Genomic DNA, 19,649 nt, shown 5'->3' with positions numbered 1-19,649 from the left:
GGGAGTGCGCTGGACAGCTAATGCCGTTCCATGCAGCGCCGTCGGTACGATGACGCTGCAGTGCGGGTGCGCGCGATTGAACGCCGGTGTCTCACCTCCCGGCTGATGCAGCTGCGGCAACCCTCAGCCGCATCCCTCCACATAATCCACCTGCGGCGCCTGCCCCACCCGCCAGCTGCTGACCTTGCCCCCGGCATCGGTCTCGAACACCAGCGCCGACTGCGTGGCAGCGTCGGCGTGGCGCAGCGTCTGCGCGCCGGACACGTATTTGTGCGGCTGCGCCTCCAGGCTACCGGGGTACAGCGCGCGTAGCTGGTCCAGCGTCATGCCGACCTTGCCGCCGCCCGGCGCCACGTCCTTCGGCTCGTTGGTCTGGTAGCGGACCAGCTGGTCGCCCTCGAACATGAGACCGAATCGGCGCGCATCGTCTGCCCATTGCGGACGCAACAGGTAGCAGCCGCCATCGCTGGCCGCCTCGCCGCGCAGGTCCCCGCCCCAGGCTGCGCGCGCTTGCGCAGCGTCCATGCCCAGGCGCAGGTCGCCGTAGCCATCCATGCGTGCCAGCGTGGTCGGCTGCTGCCGCAGATGCGGCGGAAACGTACCGGCCGGTGCAGTGGCCGGTGGCACCGCGCCGGTAGGCTGATCGCTGGCCGGCGCGTGCTGTGCAGCGGCGGGCGCGGCCGCCGCTGGCGTCTCGTCCGCGCGATTGCAACCGGCCACGGCCAGCATCAGGCCCATTACGCCAAGCAGTCTGGATGTCATCAAAGCGCTCCCTATGCAGGCGTCCAGCCTACACAGCGGACATCGCGGCAATGTGCAGGCCGCCATGACCCCACGCAAGACCGAACTCGCCCTCACCGCGCTGCAATCGCACCGCAGTCCGTTGCCCCTGCTGCAACGCCGCGCCCGGATTCTTGCCGATGGGCAGCGTGATCTGGCCGCGCTGGCAGCGTTGCTGGACAACGAGGGTAGCGTGCTGGTGCAGACGCTGTGCGCCACGGGCTATCTGCAACCCACTGGAGACGATGCGACCGACGCAAGGCGCGGCACCGCGCCCGTTGCGGCAAGGGCGCCGGCTGCAGCAGCAGCTCCAGCCACGGTGCAGGCGCCACCGGAGCCAGCACCGAGGAAGACCTGCAGCGTCTGCGTCGTCGCGCAACCACCAACGCCCGGCTCTACCTGCTGGACATCCTGCAGTTGCAGCGCAACCCGGTCGCCATGGCGCTGCGTCGCCAACTGCAGGCCGCGCGCGCCGAAGACGAGATCGCCACCGCCATCAACGCGGCCCTGCGTGAGCTGCCGCAGTTCACCTCGTCCTGGTATGCCGAGCGCGTGCGTACGCGCATCGGCGAGCTGCTACCGGACGCGTTGCAGGCCGCGTGACGCGCAGGAGCGCCTCGCTGTCTGGAGTGCCGCCCTTGGTGGTCAGTCTTCCGCGCCCGCTGCCGGCGCCATGAACCCGGCACGCAAGCCCTCCCAGCAGCGCTGATAGTCGCCCTGCCGATGCGTGGCCTGCAGCGCCTGCTGGGTGGGCCGCAGCACGGCGCGGGTTTCGAACATGAAGGCCATGGTGTCGGCGATGACGTCCGGGCGCGACAGATCCGCCTGCGAGGCCTTGTCGAAGGTCGCCGCATCCGGGCCATGCCCGCTCATGCAGTTGTGCAGCGACGCACCGCCGGGCGCGAAGCCCTCGGCCTTGGCGTCGTAGACGCCGTGCACCAGGCCCATGAACTCGCTGGCCACGTTGCGATGGAACCACGGCGGGCGGAAGGTGTGCTGCGCCACTAGCCAGCGCGGCGGGAAGATCGCAAAGTCCATGTTGGCGGTGCCGTGCGTGTCGCTGGGCGAGGTCAGCACGGTGAAGACGCTGGGATCGGGATGGTCGAAGCTGATCGAGCCAATGGTGTTGAAGCGGCGCAGATCGTAGCGGTACGGCGCGTAATTGCCGTGCCAGGCCACCACATCCAGCGGCGAGTGATCGATATCCGCCCGCCACAGATGGCCCTGGAACTTGGCGACCAGCTCGAATACGCCGTCGCACTGCTCGAACGCCGCACGCGGAGTCTCGAAATCACGCGGATTGGCAAGGCCATTGGCACCAATCGGCCCCAGATCCGGCAGCCGCAGCAGGCCGCCGAAGTTTTCGCAGACGTAGCCACGCGCTTGGCTATCGGGCAGTTCCACCCGGAAACGCACACCGCGCGGTATCACGCCGATCTGTTGCGGCTCCAGTTCGAGCACGCCCAGTTCGGTGCAGACCCGCAACCGGCCCAGCTGCGGCACCAGCAGCAGCTCGCCGTCGGCGTTGTAGAAGAACCGCCCGTGCATGGACGCGTTTGCCGCATACAGATGCACGGCCACGCCGGTCATCGCCTCCGGGCTGCCGTTGCCGGCCATGGTGTAGAGGCCATCGACGAAATCGGTGGGCGTGGCCGGCAACGGCAGTGGGCTCCAGCGCATCTGGTCCGGCGGCACCGGGCCGCTGCCGAAGTCGTTGTGGAGCCGGGACTGCTCGATCAGCGAGAAACGTCCGTGCACCGCCGCCGGACGAATGCGATACAGCCAACTGCGCCGGTTCTCGCCGCGTGGCGCGGTGAAGGCAGTGCCGGACAACTGCTCGGCGTACAGGCCATGCGCCACGCGCTGCGGCGAGTTCTGCCCGACCGGCAGGCTGCCGGCCACCGCCTCGGTTGCGAACTCGTTGCCGAAGCCGATCATGTAGGAAGTTTGGTCATGCATGGACATGGGCTCTTCGGTTGCGGCACCACCGTTGCAGGGAGGTGCGATATTGGAGAAGCGCAATGCTCAAGCCCCTCTCCCACCGGGAGAGGGGCTTTGAGCACGTGCGGCTTTACTACTTTGTTTCGTCAGATTGCCCTGGGATATGGCCAGAAACGTCACGTCTTGCATTACCGCAGCGACTGCACCTAACCGGCCCTCAAGGCACTCCACGCTTCGCATCCCCCCGGCTGACCCGACCAGCAGCCAAACCGCAGCGCCTCAGGTCAATCCCGAATCACCAATCCCGAATCCCTCAAAGCACCCCACGCTTGATCTGGTCGCGTTCGATGCTTTCGAACAGCGCCTGGAAATTGCCTTCGCCGAAGCCTTCATTGCCCTTGCGCTGAATGATCTCGAAGAAGATCGGGCCGATGCAGTTGGTGGTGAAGATCTGCAGCAGCTTGCGCTGCTTGGTATCCGGATCGGCGTCGATCAGGATCTTGTTGCGGCGCAGGCGTTCGACATCTTCGCCGTGCTCGGGAATGCGCAGATCCACGACGTCGAAATAGGTGTCCGGGGTATCCAGGAAGCTGACGCCGGCCGCGCGCATCTTTTCCACGCTGGTGTAGATGTCGTCGGTGAAGCAGGCGATGTGCTGGATGCCTTCGCCCTGGTAGGCATCCAGATACTCGTTGATCTGGCTCTTGGGGTCGGACGACTCGTTGAGCGGAATGCGTACGATGCCGTCCGGGGCGGTCATCGCCTTGGACACCAGGCCGGTCTTGGCGCCCTTGATGTCGAAGTAGCGGATCTCGCGGAAGTTGAACAGCCGCTCGTAGTAATCCGACCAACGCTGCATGTTGCCGAAATACAGGTTGTGCGTGAGGTGGTCGATGAAGGTCAGCCCAAAGCCGGCCGGCTGCTGGTCGGCGCCTTCGATGGCCTCGTAGTCGGCGTCGTAGATGCTGCCCGCCTCGCCATAGCGATCCACCAGATACAGCATGCAGTCACCGATGCCCTTGACCACCGGCGCCGGCACCGCGCGCGTGTCGGGCTTGTTCTGCACTGCTTCGCCGCCGTTACCCAGCACGGTCTGCAGCACGGTGTCGGCCGGGGTGCGGAAGCGGATCGCAAAGCCGCAGGCGCAGGGGCCGTGCGCGGCAGCGAAATCGGCGGCGAACGAGTCGGGGTCTTCATTGAGCAGGAAGTTGACCCCGCCCTGGCGATAGACGGTAATGGCGCGGCTGCGGTGGCGCAGTACCGCGCTGAAACCCATTTGGCGGAAGTAGGCGTGCAGTTGTGCAGCCTGGCCGGACGGTGCGGCGAATTCGACGAATTCGAACCCGTCGATCCCCATCGGATTGTCGAAGGTAGTGACCTGCATGCCCGGATCCGGGCGGTGTGCAGTGGTGTTCGGTTGTGCGCTCATCGTCGTTTCTCCACGCTGGGGTGTCCGCAAGACTATGCGAAGTGGGAGAAGACCCGCGAGAATGCGCAGGTCACCCTCGGTTTGTAGTTGCAAATGAAAACAAAATCAAGACACAGTGCAACATGAGCGATCTCGACGCCCCCCATCCGCCGCAACATCCCGTGCTGCTCAACCTGGAGCAGTTCCTGCCGTATCGCCTGAGCGTGCTGTCCAACCGGATCAGCAGCAACATCGCCAAGGTCTACGGTGATCGTTACGGCATGGCGATTCCCGAGTGGCGGGTGATCACGATCCTGGCGCTGTATCCGGGCTCGTCGGCCAGCGAGGTTTCCGACCGCACGGCGATGGACAAGGTGGCGGTCAGCCGCGCGGTGGCCCGGCTGCTGGAGCGCGGCTTCATCCGCCGCGAAACGCACGGCGACGACCGTCGCCGCTCGATGCTGGCGCTGTCGCCGGCCGGGCGCCAGGTCTATGAGACCGTCGCGCCGCTGGTCAACGAGATGGAACAACGGCTGATGTCGGTGTTCAGCGCCGAAGAGCAGCAGTTGCTGGAACGCCTGATCGACCGGCTGGCCAGGGACGGGCTGCCGCGCATGGCCGACAAGGACTGACGACAGGCATTCGCTCGCCCCCCATCCGCCCTTCGGGCACCTTCCCCCGCGAGCGGGGGAAGGAAGCACTTGGACCAACGCGCAACCAACCGCGCTCCCGTCTGCTGCGCGCGGAAGAAGGGGCCAGGTCTACAAGACTGTCGCTCCGTTGGTCAGCGAGATGGCACAACGCCTGATGTCGGTCTTCAGCGCCGCCGAGCAGCAATTGCTGAACCACATGATTGTTCGGCTGGCCCCCATCCGCCCTGCGGGCACCTTCCCCCGCAAGCGGGGGAAGGAAGCACTTGGACCAACGCGCGACCAGCCGCACGCCCTTCTCCCGCGCGCGGGAGAAGGTGGCGCAACGCGCCGGATGAGGGCCGCTCCTCGGCGACTCCTCGCAGACACTGGCCGGCCATACGCTTACGCACACAGGCCGCCGCGCGGGACTCGCTCAGGCCTACGGCGGTGCCCACTGTTTCAAGAACTCGAACAGCTTCTTGCGGTCGAAGCCTTCGCCCTTGCGCAGTTCCGGGCCGGCCTGGGTAGTCAGCAGCTTGCCGTCGTTGTCCAGCACCAGCAGCGATGGATACTCGTTGAGCTGGGCGAACTGCGACAGGAACGCAGCGTTTTCGTTGGCCGCATCGCGGTTGACCTTGACCACCACGAAGTTCGCATCGCGGAAGCTGCGCAGCTCCGCATCGCCGCCCATCAACTCGTCCAGCACCTTGCACGGCTCGCAGGCGGCGTTGCCGACATTGAGCACGATGCGCTTGCCGCCACGCTTGGCTTCAACCTTGGCCGTTTCCAGGTCGGCAGTCGGGTCGCGCAAGGGGTCGTACTGCGCATTGAGCGCGGCCGCCGCGGCGATGTCAGCGGCAGTGGGCGTGTTGCCCGAGGACACCGGCTGGCTGGGATCGGCGCTGGGCGGCTTCTGCATCGACGTGTCCAGCGGCCGCGGCGCTTCCCGTGGCTCGGACGACTGCCCGCAGGCGCTCAGCAGGCCGGTCAGCAACAGGCCACAGACAAGCGGTTGGATCGGCATCGCGTTTCTCCTCACTTCACACCATGCATGAGTTTGTTGATCAGCGGCGCGATCAGGAACAGCAGCGCGCCGGCGCCCACCAAGGCCCAGAACCCGAAGGTATACCCGCCCAGCGCCGAGGACACGCTCATGCCTGCGTTGCCGCTGACATGGCCGGCAAAGATGCCCGACAGGTTGTTGCCGATGCCGGTGGACAAAAACCAGCCGCCCATGCCGAACCCGACCAGGCGCACCGGGGCCAGCTTGGTCACCATCGACAACCCGATCGGCGACAGGCACAGCTCGCCCACCGACTGGATCACGTAGACCATGAACAAGGTCCAGAACGGGATCTTGCCGGCATCGTTGACCAGGCTGGACAACGCAAACATCAGCAGCAGGAAGGCCAGGCCGTTGAACAACAGGCCCAGGCCGAACTTGCGCGGAATCGATGGATTGAAACGGCCGGACTTGATCCAGATCCAGGCGATCACCGGGGCCAGCGCGATGATGGCGATCGAGTTGACCGACTGGAACCAGGCGGTCGGGAAGGTCCAGCTGCCGAAATTGCGGTCGACGATATTGTCGGCCAGGAAGGTAAACGAGCTGCCGGCCTGTTCGAAGAACATCCAGAACAGCACGTTGAAGGCGAAGATGATCAGCATCGCGATCACCTTGTCGCGCTGCACCTTGCCCTCGCGGATGCCTTCCACCAACAGCATCACCGACAGGCCGATGAACAAGACCGTCAGCACGATCTGCAACACATCCGCGCCCACGGCGAGCAGGAAGTACACGCCCGGAATCGCCAGCAGGCAGCCCACCAGCACCATCAGCACGCGGCCCAGGCCCTGCGCACCCGGCGCCGGCGCGCCGATGCCCTTGAGCTGGACGCGGCCGAACCAGAACCACACCAGGCTGATCAGCATGCCCACGCCGGAGGCCATGAATACCATCTTGTAGGACGGCATGGTGTCGGTGCCGAAGACCTTTTCGGCCAGCAGCTGGGTCAACACCGGCGAGATCATCGCGCCCAGGTTGATGCCCATGTAGAAGATCGTGAACCCGCTGTCGCGGCGCGGATCGGCAACCGAATACAGCTTGCCGACCATGGTGGAGATGTTCGGCTTGAACAGGCCGTTGCCCACCACCACGGTGGCCAGGCCGATCTCGAACATGGTGTGGTCGGGAATGGCGATCAGGAACAGGCCGGTGGCCATGACGGCCGCGCCGACCAGGATCGAGCGCTGGTAACCGAGCACGCGGTCGGCCACGTAGCCGCCGAAGATCGCTGCCGCGTACACCAGCGCCAGATAGGCGCCATAGGTGCGCCCCGCCGGCGCCTGCCCGGCGGCGTCGCCGTCGAAGAACTGCGCCACGATGTACAGCACCAGCGCCCAGCGAATGCCGTAGAACGCGAAGCGTTCCCAGAATTCGGTCATGAACAGCAACCACAGCGGCCGCGGATGGCCCAGCAGCGTGGGGAACTCGGGAGGCGCAGGCGGCTGCGGCGGTTTGGAGGCAGAAGTCGGCGCGGCAGCGTCAACGCTCATAGGGGTCCCTTGCGTATTCAGTAATGGCTGGGGCACCAGGGCGAACCCCGGGGCGACGCGCGAGGATCACTTAGACGTCATGGACGCGTCAAATTCGCCGGAGTCGCCGACCTGATGACGGTAGACGGGAAGAACCTCTGCACCGCTTCCTTCTCCGTCGGGACATTCTCAGCCCTTCCCGGCATCCGCATTGGCCTGCGATGGACGATTTTCCACGCCTACAGAAGTGCGCACGTCGAACAGTTCCGGGAAGAATGTCAGTGCCAGTGCCTGCTGCAGGAAGCCCACGCCGCTGGAGCCGCCGGTGCCGCGCTTGAAGCCGATCACCCGCATCACCGTGCGCATGTGGCGGAAGCGCCAGAGCTGGAACTGGGTTTCCACATCCACCAGGTCCTCGCACAGCGAATACTCGCGCCAGTAGCGGTCGGTGTTTTCGTAGATGCGTTCGAACACCGGCCGCAAGCTGTCGTCGGCCACATGCGCGGCGGTCCAGTCGCGCGTCTGGTAGTGCTGCGGAATTGCATGCCCGAAGCGCGCCAGGTAGCGCAGGAATTCCTCGTACAGGCTGGGCGCTTCCAGCACCTCGCGCAGCCGCGCCTGCCCCTGCGGGTCGTAGGCGAACACCTGCAGCATCTGCGGGTTCTTGTTGCCGAGCAGGAACTCGATATAGCGGTATTGCAGCGACTGGAAGCCGGACGAAGGCCCGAGCACGTCGCGGAAGCCCATGTACTCGCTGGGGGTGAGCGTTTCCAGCACCGACCACTGTTCGGTGAGCTGGCGCAGCACCTGCTTGCTGCGCGCCAGCACCTTGCGGCACTGCCAGACTTCGTCGCGCTGCAGATGCACGATGGCCGCGCGCAGCTCGTGCGCCAGCAGCTTCAGCCACAGCTCGGAGGTCTGGTGCTGGATGATGAACAGCATCTCGTCGTGATGCGCCGGCTCGGACAGGGGCTGCTGCGCCGACAGCAACTGGTCCAGCCGCAGATAGCCGCCGTAGGTCAGCCGCCCCTGCAGATCGGTGTGGATGCCGGGTTCCAGGTCACGCAGATTCTTGTCGACGGGCATGGCATCGCGCTGAAGATCGAGCCACGCAGGGTAGCGCGCTGGCGACGGCTTGGCAGCCGCTGCGGAATCGGGAATCGGGAATCGGGAATCGGGAATCGGGATTGGCGGAGGGCGGAGGGCGATTCGGCTGCCGCACCCGGGCCATGGGCTGCCGGCCGACTCTTTCGCCCCTGAACCACCTGGCGTGCCGCCGGCGCGGGCTCAGCCACTGCGCCGCTGTCACCGTATCGTCAACCAAGGTCTGCAAATTCATGCAGAATCCAACGGCGCTGCCGGCCAGGGACGTGGCCGGACCAGGGGAGCGCTTCACGTCTCATGAATCAGGGGACTCTCATCTCATGCATGTGTTGCAGCGTCGTGCAGCCTTACTTTGCTGTGCGCTGGCAGTTGCCGGCCACGCCGATGCGCAGGTCGTCATCAGCCAGGTCTATGGTGGTGGCGGCAATAGCGGCGCCACCCTCCGCAGCGATTTCATCGAGCTGCACAATATCGGCAGTACCACGGTCAGCCTGGACGGCTGGTCGGTACAGTACGCCTCGGCCGCCGGTAGCAGCTGGCAGGTCACGCCACTAACAGGCAGCGTGCCGGCCGGCGGCTATTACCTGGTCAAGCAGGCCGATGGCAGCGGCGGCAGCGTAGCGCTGCCCACACCCGACGCCACCGGAACGCTGGCCATGAGCGGCACCGCCGGCAAGGTGGCATTGAGCACGGCGGCGGCGGCCCTGAGCGGCACCTGCCCCACCGGCAACGCCGATCTGGTCGGCTACGGCAGCAATGCCAGCTGCGCCGAAGGCAATGCGCCCACCCCCGCTCCGAGCAACACGTTGGCGGTACTGCGTGCAGGCGATGGCTGCACCGATACCGACAACAACGCGGCCGATTTCGCCACCGGCGCACCGGCCCCGCGCACTAGCGCCAGCGCCGCGCGCCTGTGCAGCGGCGGCCGCCAGCCGATCGCCACGCTGGCCGATGTCAGCCAGGCCGAAGGCAACAGCGGCCGCCGCAGCGTCGTGTTCACGCTGAGCCTGAGCCAGCCGGCGGATGCGGGTGGGGTGAGCTTCACCGCCGCCACCGTCGATGGCACCGCCACGGCCGGCAGCGACTACATCGCCCTGCCTGCCACCACCCTGCGCATCGCCGCCGGGGAACGCAGCGCCACCATTTCCGTCGATGTACTGGGCGACACCACGCCGGAGCCGGATGAAAGCTTCCGGCTGCAGATCAGCGGCCTCACCGGCGCCTTGCCGGCCACGCTGAGCGCCACCGGCACCATCCTCAACGACGACTTCACCCTGCTGCCGATCCATGCCATCCAGGGCAAGGGCGCCCGCTCGCCGCTGGAGGGCCAGGTGGTCGCCACGTCGGGCATCGTGACCGCTCGCCGCAGCGCCGGTTTCTTCCTGCAAGCGCCCGACAGCGAAGCCGACGCCGACCCGTCCACCTCCGAAGGCGTCTACGTCTACACCGGCAGCGCACCGCCGGACGCGGCCGCCATCGGCAACCGGGTGCGCGTGCAGGGCACGGTGATCGAATACGTGCCTACCGCCGACCCGACCCAGCCGCCGCTGACCGAGATCGGCGGCAGCCTGACCGTGCTGCTGGATTCCACCGGCAATCCGTTGCCGATGCCGGTCGCATTGAGCGCGAACTTCCCCAACCCGAACGGCGCCTTTGATCAGCTCGAAGCGCTGGAAGGCATGCGTGTGGCTGCCGCCAGCCTCACCGTCAATGCGCCCACCGGCGGCAGCGTCAACGAAACCAACGCCACCGCGACCAGCAATGGCGTGTTCCATGCCGTGGTCACCGGCGTGCCGCGTGCCTTTCGCGAGCCGGGCGTGCAGTTGCCCGACCCGCTTCCGGCCGGCTCGCCTGCCGGCGTGCCGCGCTGGAACACCAACCCGGAAGTCATCGCGGTCGGCAGTGCCGGCGTCGGCGCCGAGCGACTGGATCTTGCCTCCGGCTGCCAGGTGCTCAATGTCGTCGGCCCGCTGGACTACAGCTTCCGTCGCTACACGCTGTACCCGGAACGCACCCCGCAGGTGAGCTGCAACGGTGCCGACCAACCGCGCCCGGCACCGCTGCCGCAGGCCGACGACGTGGCCGTGGCCACCTACAACATGGAACGGTTCTTCGACGACCAGAACGACCCGGCCATCGGCGAGCCGGTACTCACCCCGGCCGCGTTCCAGGCACGTCTCAACAAGGCCTCGCTGGCGATCCGCAACTACCTGCACACGCCCGACATCCTGGGCACGGTGGAGGTGGAAAACATCAGCGTGCTGCAGACCCTGGCCGCGCGCGTCAATGCCGACGCGGTGGCCGCCGGCCAGCAGGATCCCAAGTACGTGGCGTATCTGCAGGAAGGCAATGACGTTGGCGGTATCGACGTCGGCTTCCTGGTCAAGACCGCCGAGGTTGCCGGTGGCGTGCCGCGCGTAGAAGTGCTTTCCATTGCGCAGGAAGGCAAGACCACCACCTGGACCGAGCCGGCCGGCGCGGTAAGCCTGCTCAACGACCGCCCGCCGCTGGTGCTCACTGCCGACGTGCACCAGGCCGACGGCCGCGTGCTGCCGCTGACCGCCATCGTGGTGCATCAGCGCTCGCTCAACGGCGCCGAGACCGACGATGCGGCCGGTACCCGCATCCGCGCCAAGCGCCAGGCCCAGGCCGAGTATCTGGCGCGCCTGCTGCAGACGCGTCAGCAAGTGAACCCTGACGAAAAAGCGCTGGTGATGGGCGACTTCAACGCCTTCGAGTTCAACGACGGCTATGTGGACGCGATGGGCACCGTCACCGGCAAACCGGCGCCGGATGCGCAGACCGTGGTGGGCGGCGATGGTGCCGATCTGGTCAACCCGGATTACACCGATCTGACCTGGTTCAACACGCCCGATCAGAGCTACTCGTACGCGTTCGACGGCAACGTGCAGTCGCTGGATCACGTCCTGGCCAGCGATGCGCTGATGCGCACGCCGCAGATCGCCTCGTTGTTGGTGGGCCACGCCCGCATCAATGCCGACTTCCCCGGTACCGCGCGCAACGATGCCAATACACCGACGCGCTTGTCCGACCACGATCCCACCGTGGTGCTGTTGCGCATGCGCAAGCAGGTCAACGCGGATCTGGGTGTGGCAGTCACTGCCGCACGTGCGCAGGTCACCGAAGGCGAGCGCATCGACTACACCGTGGATGTGGACAATCGCGGGCCGGAGAGCGCCGCGTTTGCCGCAGTGGCGTTGGCATTTGATGCCGCGGTCAGCCCGCGCGTCAGCGCTGCACCCGGTTGGGCGTGCCAACCGCCGCAGATCGCTGCGCAGACCGTGGTTACCTGCACCATCGCGTCGCTGGCACCTGGCAATGTGCAGCGTTTTGACGTGCAGGTGGAGGCCGGCGCCGCGCTGGCCGGTCGCGCGTTGCTGCTGGCAGCGTCGGTGGCTTCACAGACCCCCGATCCGCGGGCAGACAACAACACCGACACAGCCAGCGTGGCCGTGCTGGCGCAACCGCGCAGTGACCTGGCAGTACGGCTCGATGGCCCGGCCAGCCTGCCGACCACCGCCTTCAACGCCAGCTACCGGGTGCTGCTGGACAACATCGGCGCCGCCCCGGCACAGCGCCCCGGCGTGGTGATCGAAGGCAATACCGTGTCTGCACTGTCGCTGCTGGTTCCGCCGCGCGGCTGGCGCTGCGACAAGCAGCTGCAATCGCTGCGTAACGCCCGCTTCGTCTGCAGTGCGGCGATGATGCAGCCGGGCACGCAGGCGGTGTTCCAGCTGACCGTTGCAACCCGGCCCACCCCGGCCGAAGGCGCGGTCCGCGTGCAGGCCAGTGCCACGTCCGCATCGCCGGACGCGAGCCCGGCCAACAATTCGGCGCTGATCGTCACCCCGATCGGTGGAGGCGCCGGCCGCCGCTGATCGCACTGCACCACATCGCAGTTTCTTACTGCGACAAAGGGCGCGGCCTGGTCCGCGCCCTTTTTTTGTGCAAGCCAGCATCCTTGTGTGCTGCGGTGCAGGACAGCGTTTTGCTCCGCCGTCCTTAACATGGCAACTCTTATCATTTGAAACTTCTTGATGAAGGTGTCGCCGCAATGAGCGTAGCCGCGCAGTTCCAGATCGACTATCTGCAATACATGGACGCGGACGGCAACCTCGTCCGCGACGACCTGCCGGCCGACGCCGCCAACCCGCACACCCTGCTGGCGCTGTTCAAGCGCATGCTGTTCGTGCGCACCTTCGACAGCAAGTCGGTGGCGCTGCAGCGCACCGGCAAGCTCGGCACCTACGCCGCCAGCCTGGGTCACGAAGCCACCCACGTGGGCATCGGCGCGTCGATGCGCAGCGGCGATGTGTTCGCGCCCAGCTACCGCGAATACGGCACCATGTTCGAACGCGGCGTGCGCCCGCGCGATGTGCTGCTGTACTGGGGCGGCGACGAACGCGGCAGCGATTACCCGCGTAACTCGGATGCGGCGATCGACTTCCCGATCTGCGTGCCGATCTCCACCCAGTGCCTGCATGCGGCTGGCTCGGCGCTGTCGTTCAAGCTGATGGGCAAGCCGCAGGTGGCGGTGGCCTGCTGCGGCGACGGCGGCAGTTCCAAGACCGACTTCTATGCCGCGCTCAATTCGGCCGGCGCCTACAAGCTGCCGCTGATCCTGTGCGTGATCAACAACGGCTGGGCCATCTCGGTGCCGCGCGCGGCGCAGACCGGCGCGCAGACGCTGGCGCAGAAAGGCCTGGCCGGTGGCCTGCACTGCCTGCAGGTGGATGGCAACGACCTCATCGCGGTACTCGAAGCGATGCGGCAGGCGCGCGAGCGCGCCCTGGCCGGCGACGGCGGTACGGTGATCGAGTTCATGACCTACCGCCTTACCGACCACACCACCGCCGACGACGCGCGTCGCTACCGTGGCGAAGACGAGGTCAAGCAGGCCTGGACCCGCGAACCGCTGCTGCGCCTGCGCCGCTATCTCACCGCGCAAGGCCTGTGGGACGACGCGCAGGAAGAGGCCTGGAAAACCGAATGCGGCGCGCGCATCGACGAAGAGGTCAATGCGTACCTGAACACCCCGGTGCAGCCGGTGGAAGCGATGTTCGATTACCTCTATGGCGATCCGCCGGCCGAACTGCTGGCCCAGCGCGCCGAAGCGATGGCCATGGAGGCGCATCATGGATGAGCTCAAGCATGTGCCCGCCGACACGTCGCAGCACGCCAGTGCCCCTTACAACGCTGCTGCCAGGCGCGGAGAGATCGCCATGAGTTCGCCCATCACCCTGATCGAAGCCATCACCCAGGCGCTGGCCTGGGAGCTGGAACACGACCCCGCGGTGCTGGTGCTGGGCGAAGACGTGGGCGTCAATGGCGGCGTGTTCCGCGCCACCGCCGGCCTGCAGCAGCGCTTCGGCCGCGAACGCGTGCTGGATACCCCGTTGGACGAAACCACCATCGCCGGCCTGAGCGTCGGCCTGGCCGCGCAGGGCATGAAGCCGGTGGCCGAAGCGCAGTTCGATGGCTTCGTGTACCCCATGGTCGATCATCTGATTTGCCACGCCGCACGCCTGCGCAACCGTACCCGCGGCCGCCTGCATTGCCCGATGGTGTTGCGCGTGCCGTGGGGCGGCGGCATCCGCGCGCCAGAGCATCACAGCGAAGCCAACGAAGCCATCTTCACCAACGTGCCCGGCTTGCGCGTGGTGTTGCCGTCCTCGCCGCAGCGCGCCTATGGCCTGCTGCTGGCCGCGGTCCGCGACCCGGATCCGGTGATCTACATGGAGCCCAAGCGCATCTATCGCCAGTACAAGGAAGTGGTGGCCAACGATGGCGAAGCGCTGCCGCTGGACGTGTGCTTCGTGCTGCGCGACGGCACCGACGTCACCCTGGTCACCTGGGGCGCGCAGGTCAAGGAAGCGCTGGAAGCGGCCGACAAGCTCGCCGGCGAAGGCATCAGCGCCGAGGTCATCGACGTGGCCACGCTGCGCCCGCTGGACTTCGACACCATTGCCGAATCGGTGGCCAAGACCGGCCGCTGCGTGATCGTGCAGGAAGCCCCGCGCACCGCCGGTTTCGGCGCGGAGATCGCCGCGCGCCTGGCCGAGCAGTCGATGTACGACCTGGTGGCGCCGGTCGAACGCGTCACCGGCTATGACACGCATATCCCGCTGTTCCGGCTGGAAATGAAGTACCTGCCCAGCGTGGAGCGCATCGTCACCGCTGCGCGGCGTGCGGTGGCTGCCGGCTGACATGCGCGCCCGTCTGCTGTGCGAGCACCGCGCCGCCTACGCCAACCCGGTCCGCTTCCAGGCAGGCCAGCAGGTCAGCGTCGGTGTGCGCGACGAAGAATGGCCCGCGTTCGCCTGGGTCACCACCGACGGCGGCCGTGCCGGCTGGGCCCCGCTGGCCTGGCTGCGCCCGTTGGGGGATGGCCTGGCCGAAGCGTTGCGCGACTACGACGCACGCGAACTCGATGCCCAGGCAGGCGAGGACGTATTGCTGCATCACGAACACGGTGGCTGGTGGTGGTCCGAGCGTGCCGATGGCGCGCAGGGCTGGCTGCCGGCGGCCGACCTGGAACTCCTCGAAGACACCCTGCCGCCATTGCCGGCGGCGCAAGAGAATCTGCCATGAGCGAAAGCAAGACGTTTCACCTGCCCGACCTGGGCGAAGGCCTGCCCGACGCCACCATCGTCGAATGGTTCGTCAAGGAAGGCGACAGCGTGCGCCTGGACGAGCCGCTGGTGTCGATGGAAACCGCCAAGGCGGTGGTCGAGGTGCCCTCGCCGTTCTCCGGCACTGTGGTCAAGCTGGCCGGTGCGGCCGGCGATGTGATCGTGACCGGCTCCATGCTGGCGCAGTTCGCGCTGGATGCCTCGCAGCCGCAGCGTGCCGACGGGCAGGACACCGGCCACGGACATGGCCACGGTGGCGCCCAGGCCCAAGTGCATACGCCCAGCACCGGCCAGAGCGCGGCCGGCCCCACCGAGCGCGTGGTCGCGTCCGACAATGGCGGCGAGATCGCCGATGCGGATGCCGGCGCCGATGCACCGAGCGAGCGCGACGACGCCGGCACCGTGGTGGGTGCCATGCAGAGCTCCAACGCCGTGCAGAGCGAACAGGCGATCGCGGTCGGCGGCGTACGCGCCATGCCGGTGGTACGTGCGCTTGCGCGCAAGTTGCGCGTGGACCTGGCACAGGTGCGCGCCACCGGCCCGGACGGCACGGTGACGCTGGCCGACGTAAAGCAGGCCGCAGCCGCAGGCACCGCGCGGCCCTCACCCGGCGCGCAGGGCGCGCCGACCTCTCCCGCAGGCGGGCGAGGTGGCCAGTTCGCTGAAGGTGGCAGCGCTAATGGGACCGCTGCCGACGGCAGAGATCGGCCGGCAACGGCGCCCCTTCTCCCGCCTGCGGGAGAAGGGGCCCGCAGGGCGGATGAGGGCAGCTCTACCCGCTCGCCGCTGTCGGCCAGCGGCAAGCCGATGCGCACCCAATCGCCCGGCACCAGCGTCAAGGGCCAGCCCGAACAGCTCAAGGGCGTGCGCCGCAACATGGCGCGCGTGATGGCCGATGCGCACAGCAAGGTGGTGCCCACCACGCTCAACGACGATGCCGACCTGCATGCATGGCAGCCCGGCAACGACGTCACCGTGCGCCTGGTGCGCGCCATCGTGCGTGCCTGCCAGGCGGTCCCTGCGCTCAACGCCTGGTTCGACGGCGACGCGCTCAGCCGTACCCTGCACCACCAGGTCGATATCGGCATCGCGGTGGATACCGAAGAAGGCCTGTTCGTGCCGGCGCTGCGCAATGCCGACATGCTCAACGCGCACGGCATCCGCGAAGGCGTGAACCGGCTGCGCCAGCAGGTGGAAACCCGCAGCATCGCCGCCTCCGAACTCAGCGGCTACACCATCTCGCTGTCCAACTTCGGCATGTTCGCTGGCCGCTATGCCACGCCGGTGGTGGTGCCGCCGTGCGTGGCGATCGTTGCTGCCGGCCGCGCGCGCTACCAGCTCGTGCCGGTGATGGGCGGCGTGGAAACCCACAAGGTGATGCCGCTGTCGCTGACCTTCGACCACCGCGCCGCCACCGGCGGCGAAGCCGCGCGCTTCCTGCGCGCGATGCTCGACGACCTGGCACTGGCGCAGTAAAGCCGATCTGCAACAACGGCGAATGCAAACGCCGGCGCAGCGATGCGTCGGCGCCTGACATCCGCGCTGCAGGCTGCATCTGCAGACGACACAACAGGATGCGAATCGATCGATTCCACGCATCCGCAACAGTCACCACACCCGACGCTTACTCACTGCCGACTGCCGCGCACGGCCCGTCGCACGGTGCGGCGGTGATCGCATCGACCAGGCGGCGGTCACGCAACGTCGTCCCGGATGGACACGCGCGCTGACGATCGATGCACGGATGCAGCTCCGCAACGGCGTGCACTCCGATCCAGGCCCTCCCACCGCTTCTCCCAGCGTGTCTGCCGCTGCACACGGCCATCGTGCATCCCATTGCGGTTCGGCGCTGGATGACCGATGACCGCACACCGCGTCGCGGGCGCTGCAGCGTAAGAGCGGCTAACAAAAAAAAACTGCGCAGCCAGACGGGCACAGCCGTTGCCTGCAATCCTCATACATTCCGGTGGTGAGCGCGCCGTCCACACACCCGACACCTGCTCGCTACATCCTGTTAGCCGCTCTGAATGCCGGATAATCGCTGCATGTCATTTGCCCACCTCTCGCTGTCGCCACAGCTACTGCCGTTTTTCGAGACCGCCCTGCGCCAGGCCGGCCACCGCACGCCCACGCCGGTCCAGCAGCAGGCCATCCCACCGATGCTGGCCGGGCGCGACCTGATCGCAATGGCGCAGACCGGCTCGGGCAAGACGCTGGCCTATGCGCTGCCGTTGTTGCAGCAATGCCTGCTCGCCCCGGACACGGCTCCGCGCGTGCCGGGTGCGCTGGTGCTGGTGCCCACCCGCGAACTTGCCGCACAGGTGGAGGCCACGCTGCGCCAGCTGGCTGCGCACCTGCCGCGACGGCTCAAGATCGTTGCCGCCACCGGCGGCAGCTCGATCAACCCGCAGTTGCTGGCGCTGCGCGGCGGTGCCGACATCGTGGTCGCCACGCCCGGCCGGCTGCTGGACCTGGTGGAGCACAACGCGCTGCGCCTGGGCCAAGTGACCACCCTGGTGCTGGACGAAGCCGACCGCCTGCTGGACCTGGGCTTCGGCGCCGAGCTCGATCGCATCCTTGCGCTATTGCCGGCGCAGCGGCAGAGCGTGCTGGTGTCGGCCACGTTTCCGCCCGCCATCGCCACGCTGGCCAAGCGCCGGCTGCGCGACCCACTGCGCATCACCGTCGAAGCGACACCCGAGCAGGCGCCGGCGATCGCGCAGCGCGCCATCGCCGTGGATGCCGCCCAGCGCACGCAGCTGCTGCGCCAGTTGCTGCTCGATCGCGGCTGGCCGCAACTGCTGGTGTTCGTCGCCAGCCGGCACACTGCGGAAAAGGTCGCTGAAAAGCTGGAGAAGACCGGCATCAGTGCACAACCCCTGCACGGCGAGTTGAGCCAGGGCCGCCGCGAACGCACGCTATCGGCCTTCAAGCAGCAGACCGTGCAGGTGGTGATCGCCACCGACCTGGCCGCCCGCGGCATCGATATCGTGCAGCTGCCAGCGGTGATCAACTACGACCTGCCGCGCTCCACCGTGGATTACACCCACCGCATCGGCCGCACCGCACGTGCCGGCGCCAGCGGCGTGGCGATCAGCTTCATCACCGCCGACAACGCGCAGCAATGGCGGTTGATCGAAAAACGCCAAGGCCTGCGTATCGCCGCCGAGGTGATCGCCGGCTTCGAACCCACGCCCAGCGACGCACCTGCCACAGACACGCCGACACGCGCCGCCGATGACAACGGCGGCATCAAGGGCAAGCGGCCCAGCAAGAAGGACAAGCTGCGCGCGGCCACGCAGGCCGCGCCCAAGCCGGACTGACCCGCGCGGCAGCGCTGCACATCGTGTCGCCAATGGCGTTGTTCAAATCGGCAGTCGCCGTGTGGTCACCAGACCTGGTGACCACACAGCTGGCGCGTAGCGTTGGCTCGCCGCGCCATGCCATACGGCCGCAAACGCCACCCTGCGCGAGCAGTGCCGGGAATGGCGGGCAGGACCTGGAGAACAGTGGCCAGGCAGCTGCGCACCGCGCGCAGAGGCGACGGTGCGCGCAAGGGTGGCCGATTCGGGCACCGGCTGCGCTGCCTGACGGCGGCGCAGTCGTCCAGTCATTGGATCATCTGAAAACCGCGTTCAGTCCTGCTCGAAATCCAGCTCGCCGCCGGCCAGCGCCTCGCCATCGGCACGCGGGGTGCGCTTGGCGGGCTTGCGCAGGATTTCCACGAAGAACTGGTCGCCACCGTCGCCGGTGAGCGCGTTGATCGAGCGGATCAGCTCTGCCGGCGGCAGCGGCTGCGCGCTGGCCTCGTCCACGCCGAAGCGCATGTCGAAATCCCAGTAATCGGCCCCTTCCGGCAGGTCCTTGCGGCGCTCGCGGCGGATGTACTTGCGGATATCGTGCTTGCTGGCTTCCAGCAGGCGATCGCGGTTCTTGCCTTCGAGGTTGAGCTGGTAGGTCTTGCGCATGGCGACTTGGTTCCGGAACTGGCCGCCTATTGTGAGGCCACGCGGGGTTCCGGGCGACTGCCGGCGATGCGGGAAAGACTGCGGCGGCTCCTGCCTGCCCGACCGGGAGGCTCATCGGGAACCCAGCCAGACCGTGCGAGCCGGAGAACGCCGCGGTGCCGTCCTCAGTGATGCGATAGGCCTCGATATGGCGGGCCACCGCGAGTCTGACTGGGCGCGGTGCCCGGCTCGGGCGTGCAGCGGCTGAGATCGGTGGTCAGGCTGACGTCGTCGCCAGCTTCCAGCGCAGAGATGACGGCGACATACGTCTTGAGCGATTCGGTTGCCATCGCAGGCAGGGCGCTGGCGCACAGCGCTACGGCGAAAACAGCGGAAACGAGACGAGGCATGGCGGACTCCAGTTCAGACGAAGGGGATGCGACGCCCTGAGCCCTGGCAGACCCAGGACGATCACCGTGGCGCAGTCCTCACCGCCTGCCTGCGCCCCGCCAGGTATTCCGCAGCACGATTGCGCGGTTCGACCCCTCGGGTGCACCAGTGCGCAGTTCTGAAGAGAACTGCGCGCAAACGCCGAACGTCCCGCTCCTGCCAGGCGAGGGACATGGGTATGAGGCCGCAGCGAGGCTCT

The 19,649-nt window shown here is 67.3% G+C and carries 14 protein-coding genes and 2 pseudogenes; 8 read left to right on the top strand and 8 right to left on the bottom strand.

Going from position 1 to position 19,649, the window contains the following annotated elements:
* Nucleotides 1-123: 123 nt before the first annotated feature.
* Nucleotides 124-762: a lectin gene (locus tag XCSCFBP4642_RS0103560; protein ID WP_084624385.1), complete on the bottom strand. Its 639-nt coding sequence runs from the start codon at nt 760-762 to the stop codon at nt 124-126.
* A gap of 64 nt (nt 763-826) precedes the next feature.
* Between XCSCFBP4642_RS0103560 and XCSCFBP4642_RS23990 the strand changes: the two are divergent.
* A pseudogene (locus XCSCFBP4642_RS23990) lies at nt 827-1,383 on the top strand (hypothetical protein).
* 42 nt (nt 1,384-1,425) lie between these two features.
* On the opposite strand, the gene hmgA reads toward XCSCFBP4642_RS23990, so the two are convergent.
* Nucleotides 1,426-2,739: a homogentisate 1,2-dioxygenase gene (gene hmgA, locus XCSCFBP4642_RS0103550; protein WP_029218574.1), complete on the bottom strand. Its 1,314-nt coding sequence runs from the start codon at nt 2,737-2,739 to the stop codon at nt 1,426-1,428.
* A 295-nt stretch (nt 2,740-3,034) separates the two neighbouring features.
* The gene (gene hppD / locus XCSCFBP4642_RS0103545; RefSeq protein ID WP_029218573.1) at nt 3,035-4,150 is read right to left on the bottom strand and encodes a 4-hydroxyphenylpyruvate dioxygenase; all 1,116 of its coding nucleotides are present in this window, start codon (nt 4,148-4,150) and stop codon (nt 3,035-3,037) included.
* Nucleotides 4,151-4,272: 122 nt separating this feature from the next.
* On the opposite strand from hppD, the gene XCSCFBP4642_RS0103540 reads away from it, so the two are divergent.
* The gene (locus XCSCFBP4642_RS0103540; RefSeq protein ID WP_029218572.1) at nt 4,273-4,761 is read left to right on the top strand and encodes a MarR family winged helix-turn-helix transcriptional regulator; all 489 of its coding nucleotides are present in this window, start codon (nt 4,273-4,275) and stop codon (nt 4,759-4,761) included.
* Between the two features lie 439 nt (nt 4,762-5,200).
* On the opposite strand, the gene XCSCFBP4642_RS23985 is transcribed toward XCSCFBP4642_RS0103540, so the two are convergent.
* The 3 genes from XCSCFBP4642_RS23985 to XCSCFBP4642_RS0103525 form a co-directional block, all read right to left on the bottom strand.
* Nucleotides 5,201-5,785 (bottom strand): thioredoxin family protein, encoded by a 585-nt coding sequence (locus tag XCSCFBP4642_RS23985; RefSeq protein WP_033897954.1) that lies wholly within the window; start codon nt 5,783-5,785, stop codon nt 5,201-5,203.
* Nucleotides 5,786-5,796: 11 nt separating this feature from the next.
* Nucleotides 5,797-7,317, bottom strand: coding sequence for a peptide MFS transporter (locus XCSCFBP4642_RS0103530; RefSeq protein WP_029218571.1), 1,521 nt, complete (start codon nt 7,315-7,317; stop codon nt 5,797-5,799).
* A 168-nt stretch (nt 7,318-7,485) separates the two neighbouring features.
* Nucleotides 7,486-8,382: a tryptophan 2,3-dioxygenase gene (locus XCSCFBP4642_RS0103525; RefSeq protein ID WP_029218570.1), complete on the bottom strand. Its 897-nt coding sequence runs from the start codon at nt 8,380-8,382 to the stop codon at nt 7,486-7,488.
* A 338-nt stretch (nt 8,383-8,720) separates the two neighbouring features.
* Here XCSCFBP4642_RS0103525 and XCSCFBP4642_RS0103520 point away from each other — a divergent pair, with 338 nt between their 5' ends.
* The 6 genes from XCSCFBP4642_RS0103520 (at nt 8,721) to XCSCFBP4642_RS0103495 (ending at nt 18,376) form a co-directional block, all read left to right on the top strand.
* Nucleotides 8,721-12,299: a lamin tail domain-containing protein gene (locus XCSCFBP4642_RS0103520; protein WP_029218569.1), complete on the top strand. Its 3,579-nt coding sequence runs from the start codon at nt 8,721-8,723 to the stop codon at nt 12,297-12,299.
* Nucleotides 12,300-12,475: 176 nt separating this feature from the next.
* Entirely contained in the window at nt 12,476-13,564 is a 1,089-nt protein-coding gene (gene pdhA / locus XCSCFBP4642_RS0103515; protein ID WP_029218568.1) for a pyruvate dehydrogenase (acetyl-transferring) E1 component subunit alpha, read from the top strand.
* Nucleotides 13,557-14,627 carry an alpha-ketoacid dehydrogenase subunit beta gene (locus XCSCFBP4642_RS0103510; protein ID WP_029218567.1) on the top strand — a complete coding sequence of 357 codons (1,071 nt, stop codon included), beginning with the start codon at nt 13,557-13,559 and terminating at the stop codon, nt 14,625-14,627. Before pdhA ends, XCSCFBP4642_RS0103510 begins: the two co-directional genes overlap by 8 nt.
* 1 nt (nt 14,628) lies before the next feature.
* Complete coding sequence (locus tag XCSCFBP4642_RS0103505; RefSeq protein ID WP_029218566.1) at nt 14,629-15,012, top strand: SH3 domain-containing protein; 384 nt, start codon at nt 14,629-14,631, stop codon at nt 15,010-15,012.
* Nucleotides 15,009-16,529 (top strand): dihydrolipoamide acetyltransferase family protein, encoded by a 1,521-nt coding sequence (locus XCSCFBP4642_RS0103500; protein ID WP_029218565.1) that lies wholly within the window; start codon nt 15,009-15,011, stop codon nt 16,527-16,529. The genes XCSCFBP4642_RS0103505 and XCSCFBP4642_RS0103500 overlap by 4 nt, the downstream gene beginning before the upstream one ends.
* A gap of 569 nt (nt 16,530-17,098) precedes the next feature.
* Entirely contained in the window at nt 17,099-18,376 is a 1,278-nt protein-coding gene (locus tag XCSCFBP4642_RS0103495; RefSeq protein WP_029218564.1) for a DEAD/DEAH box helicase, read from the top strand.
* A gap of 312 nt (nt 18,377-18,688) precedes the next feature.
* Here XCSCFBP4642_RS0103495 and XCSCFBP4642_RS0103490 read toward each other — a convergent pair whose 3' ends face one another.
* Both XCSCFBP4642_RS0103490 and XCSCFBP4642_RS23980 read right to left on the bottom strand, forming a co-directional pair.
* Entirely contained in the window at nt 18,689-19,021 is a 333-nt protein-coding gene (locus XCSCFBP4642_RS0103490) for a DUF6172 family protein (RefSeq protein WP_029218563.1), read from the bottom strand.
* A 133-nt stretch (nt 19,022-19,154) separates the two neighbouring features.
* Nucleotides 19,155-19,410 (bottom strand): annotated as a pseudogene (locus tag XCSCFBP4642_RS23980) (VirK family protein); the annotation flags it as partial.
* Between the last annotated feature and the right edge of the window lie 239 nt (nt 19,411-19,649).

Origin of the sequence: Xanthomonas cassavae CFBP 4642 (assembly GCF_000454545.1) — a bacterium.
Lineage (GTDB): Bacteria > Pseudomonadota > Gammaproteobacteria > Xanthomonadales > Xanthomonadaceae > Xanthomonas > Xanthomonas cassavae.
The sequence above is the reverse complement of the archived record's forward strand: the minus strand, read 5'-3'. Positions and strand labels throughout refer to the sequence as shown.

What these genes read in the sequence shown, in the direction of transcription:
- pdhA (WP_029218568.1), top strand. Translation starts at nt 12,476, where the DNA reads ATGAGCGTAGCCGCGCAGTTCCAGATCGACTATCTGCAATACATGGAC.
- XCSCFBP4642_RS0103520 (WP_029218569.1), top strand. Translation starts at nt 8,721, where the DNA reads ATGCATGTGTTGCAGCGTCGTGCAGCCTTACTTTGCTGTGCGCTGGCA.
- XCSCFBP4642_RS0103525 (WP_029218570.1), bottom strand. Translation starts at nt 8,382, where the DNA reads ATGCCCGTCGACAAGAATCTGCGTGACCTGGAACCCGGCATCCACACC.
- hmgA (WP_029218574.1), bottom strand. Translation starts at nt 2,739, where the DNA reads ATGCATGACCAAACTTCCTACATGATCGGCTTCGGCAACGAGTTCGCA.
- XCSCFBP4642_RS0103505 (WP_029218566.1), top strand. Translation starts at nt 14,629, where the DNA reads ATGCGCGCCCGTCTGCTGTGCGAGCACCGCGCCGCCTACGCCAACCCG.
- XCSCFBP4642_RS0103510 (WP_029218567.1), top strand. Translation starts at nt 13,557, where the DNA reads ATGGATGAGCTCAAGCATGTGCCCGCCGACACGTCGCAGCACGCCAGT.
- XCSCFBP4642_RS0103560 (WP_084624385.1), bottom strand. Translation starts at nt 762, where the DNA reads ATGACATCCAGACTGCTTGGCGTAATGGGCCTGATGCTGGCCGTGGCC.
- XCSCFBP4642_RS0103495 (WP_029218564.1), top strand. Translation starts at nt 17,099, where the DNA reads ATGTCATTTGCCCACCTCTCGCTGTCGCCACAGCTACTGCCGTTTTTC.
- XCSCFBP4642_RS23985 (WP_033897954.1), bottom strand. Translation starts at nt 5,785, where the DNA reads ATGCCGATCCAACCGCTTGTCTGTGGCCTGTTGCTGACCGGCCTGCTG.
- XCSCFBP4642_RS0103530 (WP_029218571.1), bottom strand. Translation starts at nt 7,317, where the DNA reads ATGAGCGTTGACGCTGCCGCGCCGACTTCTGCCTCCAAACCGCCGCAG.
- XCSCFBP4642_RS0103540 (WP_029218572.1), top strand. Translation starts at nt 4,273, where the DNA reads ATGAGCGATCTCGACGCCCCCCATCCGCCGCAACATCCCGTGCTGCTC.
- XCSCFBP4642_RS0103490 (WP_029218563.1), bottom strand. Translation starts at nt 19,021, where the DNA reads ATGCGCAAGACCTACCAGCTCAACCTCGAAGGCAAGAACCGCGATCGC.
- XCSCFBP4642_RS0103500 (WP_029218565.1), top strand. Translation starts at nt 15,009, where the DNA reads ATGAGCGAAAGCAAGACGTTTCACCTGCCCGACCTGGGCGAAGGCCTG.
- hppD (WP_029218573.1), bottom strand. Translation starts at nt 4,150, where the DNA reads ATGAGCGCACAACCGAACACCACTGCACACCGCCCGGATCCGGGCATG.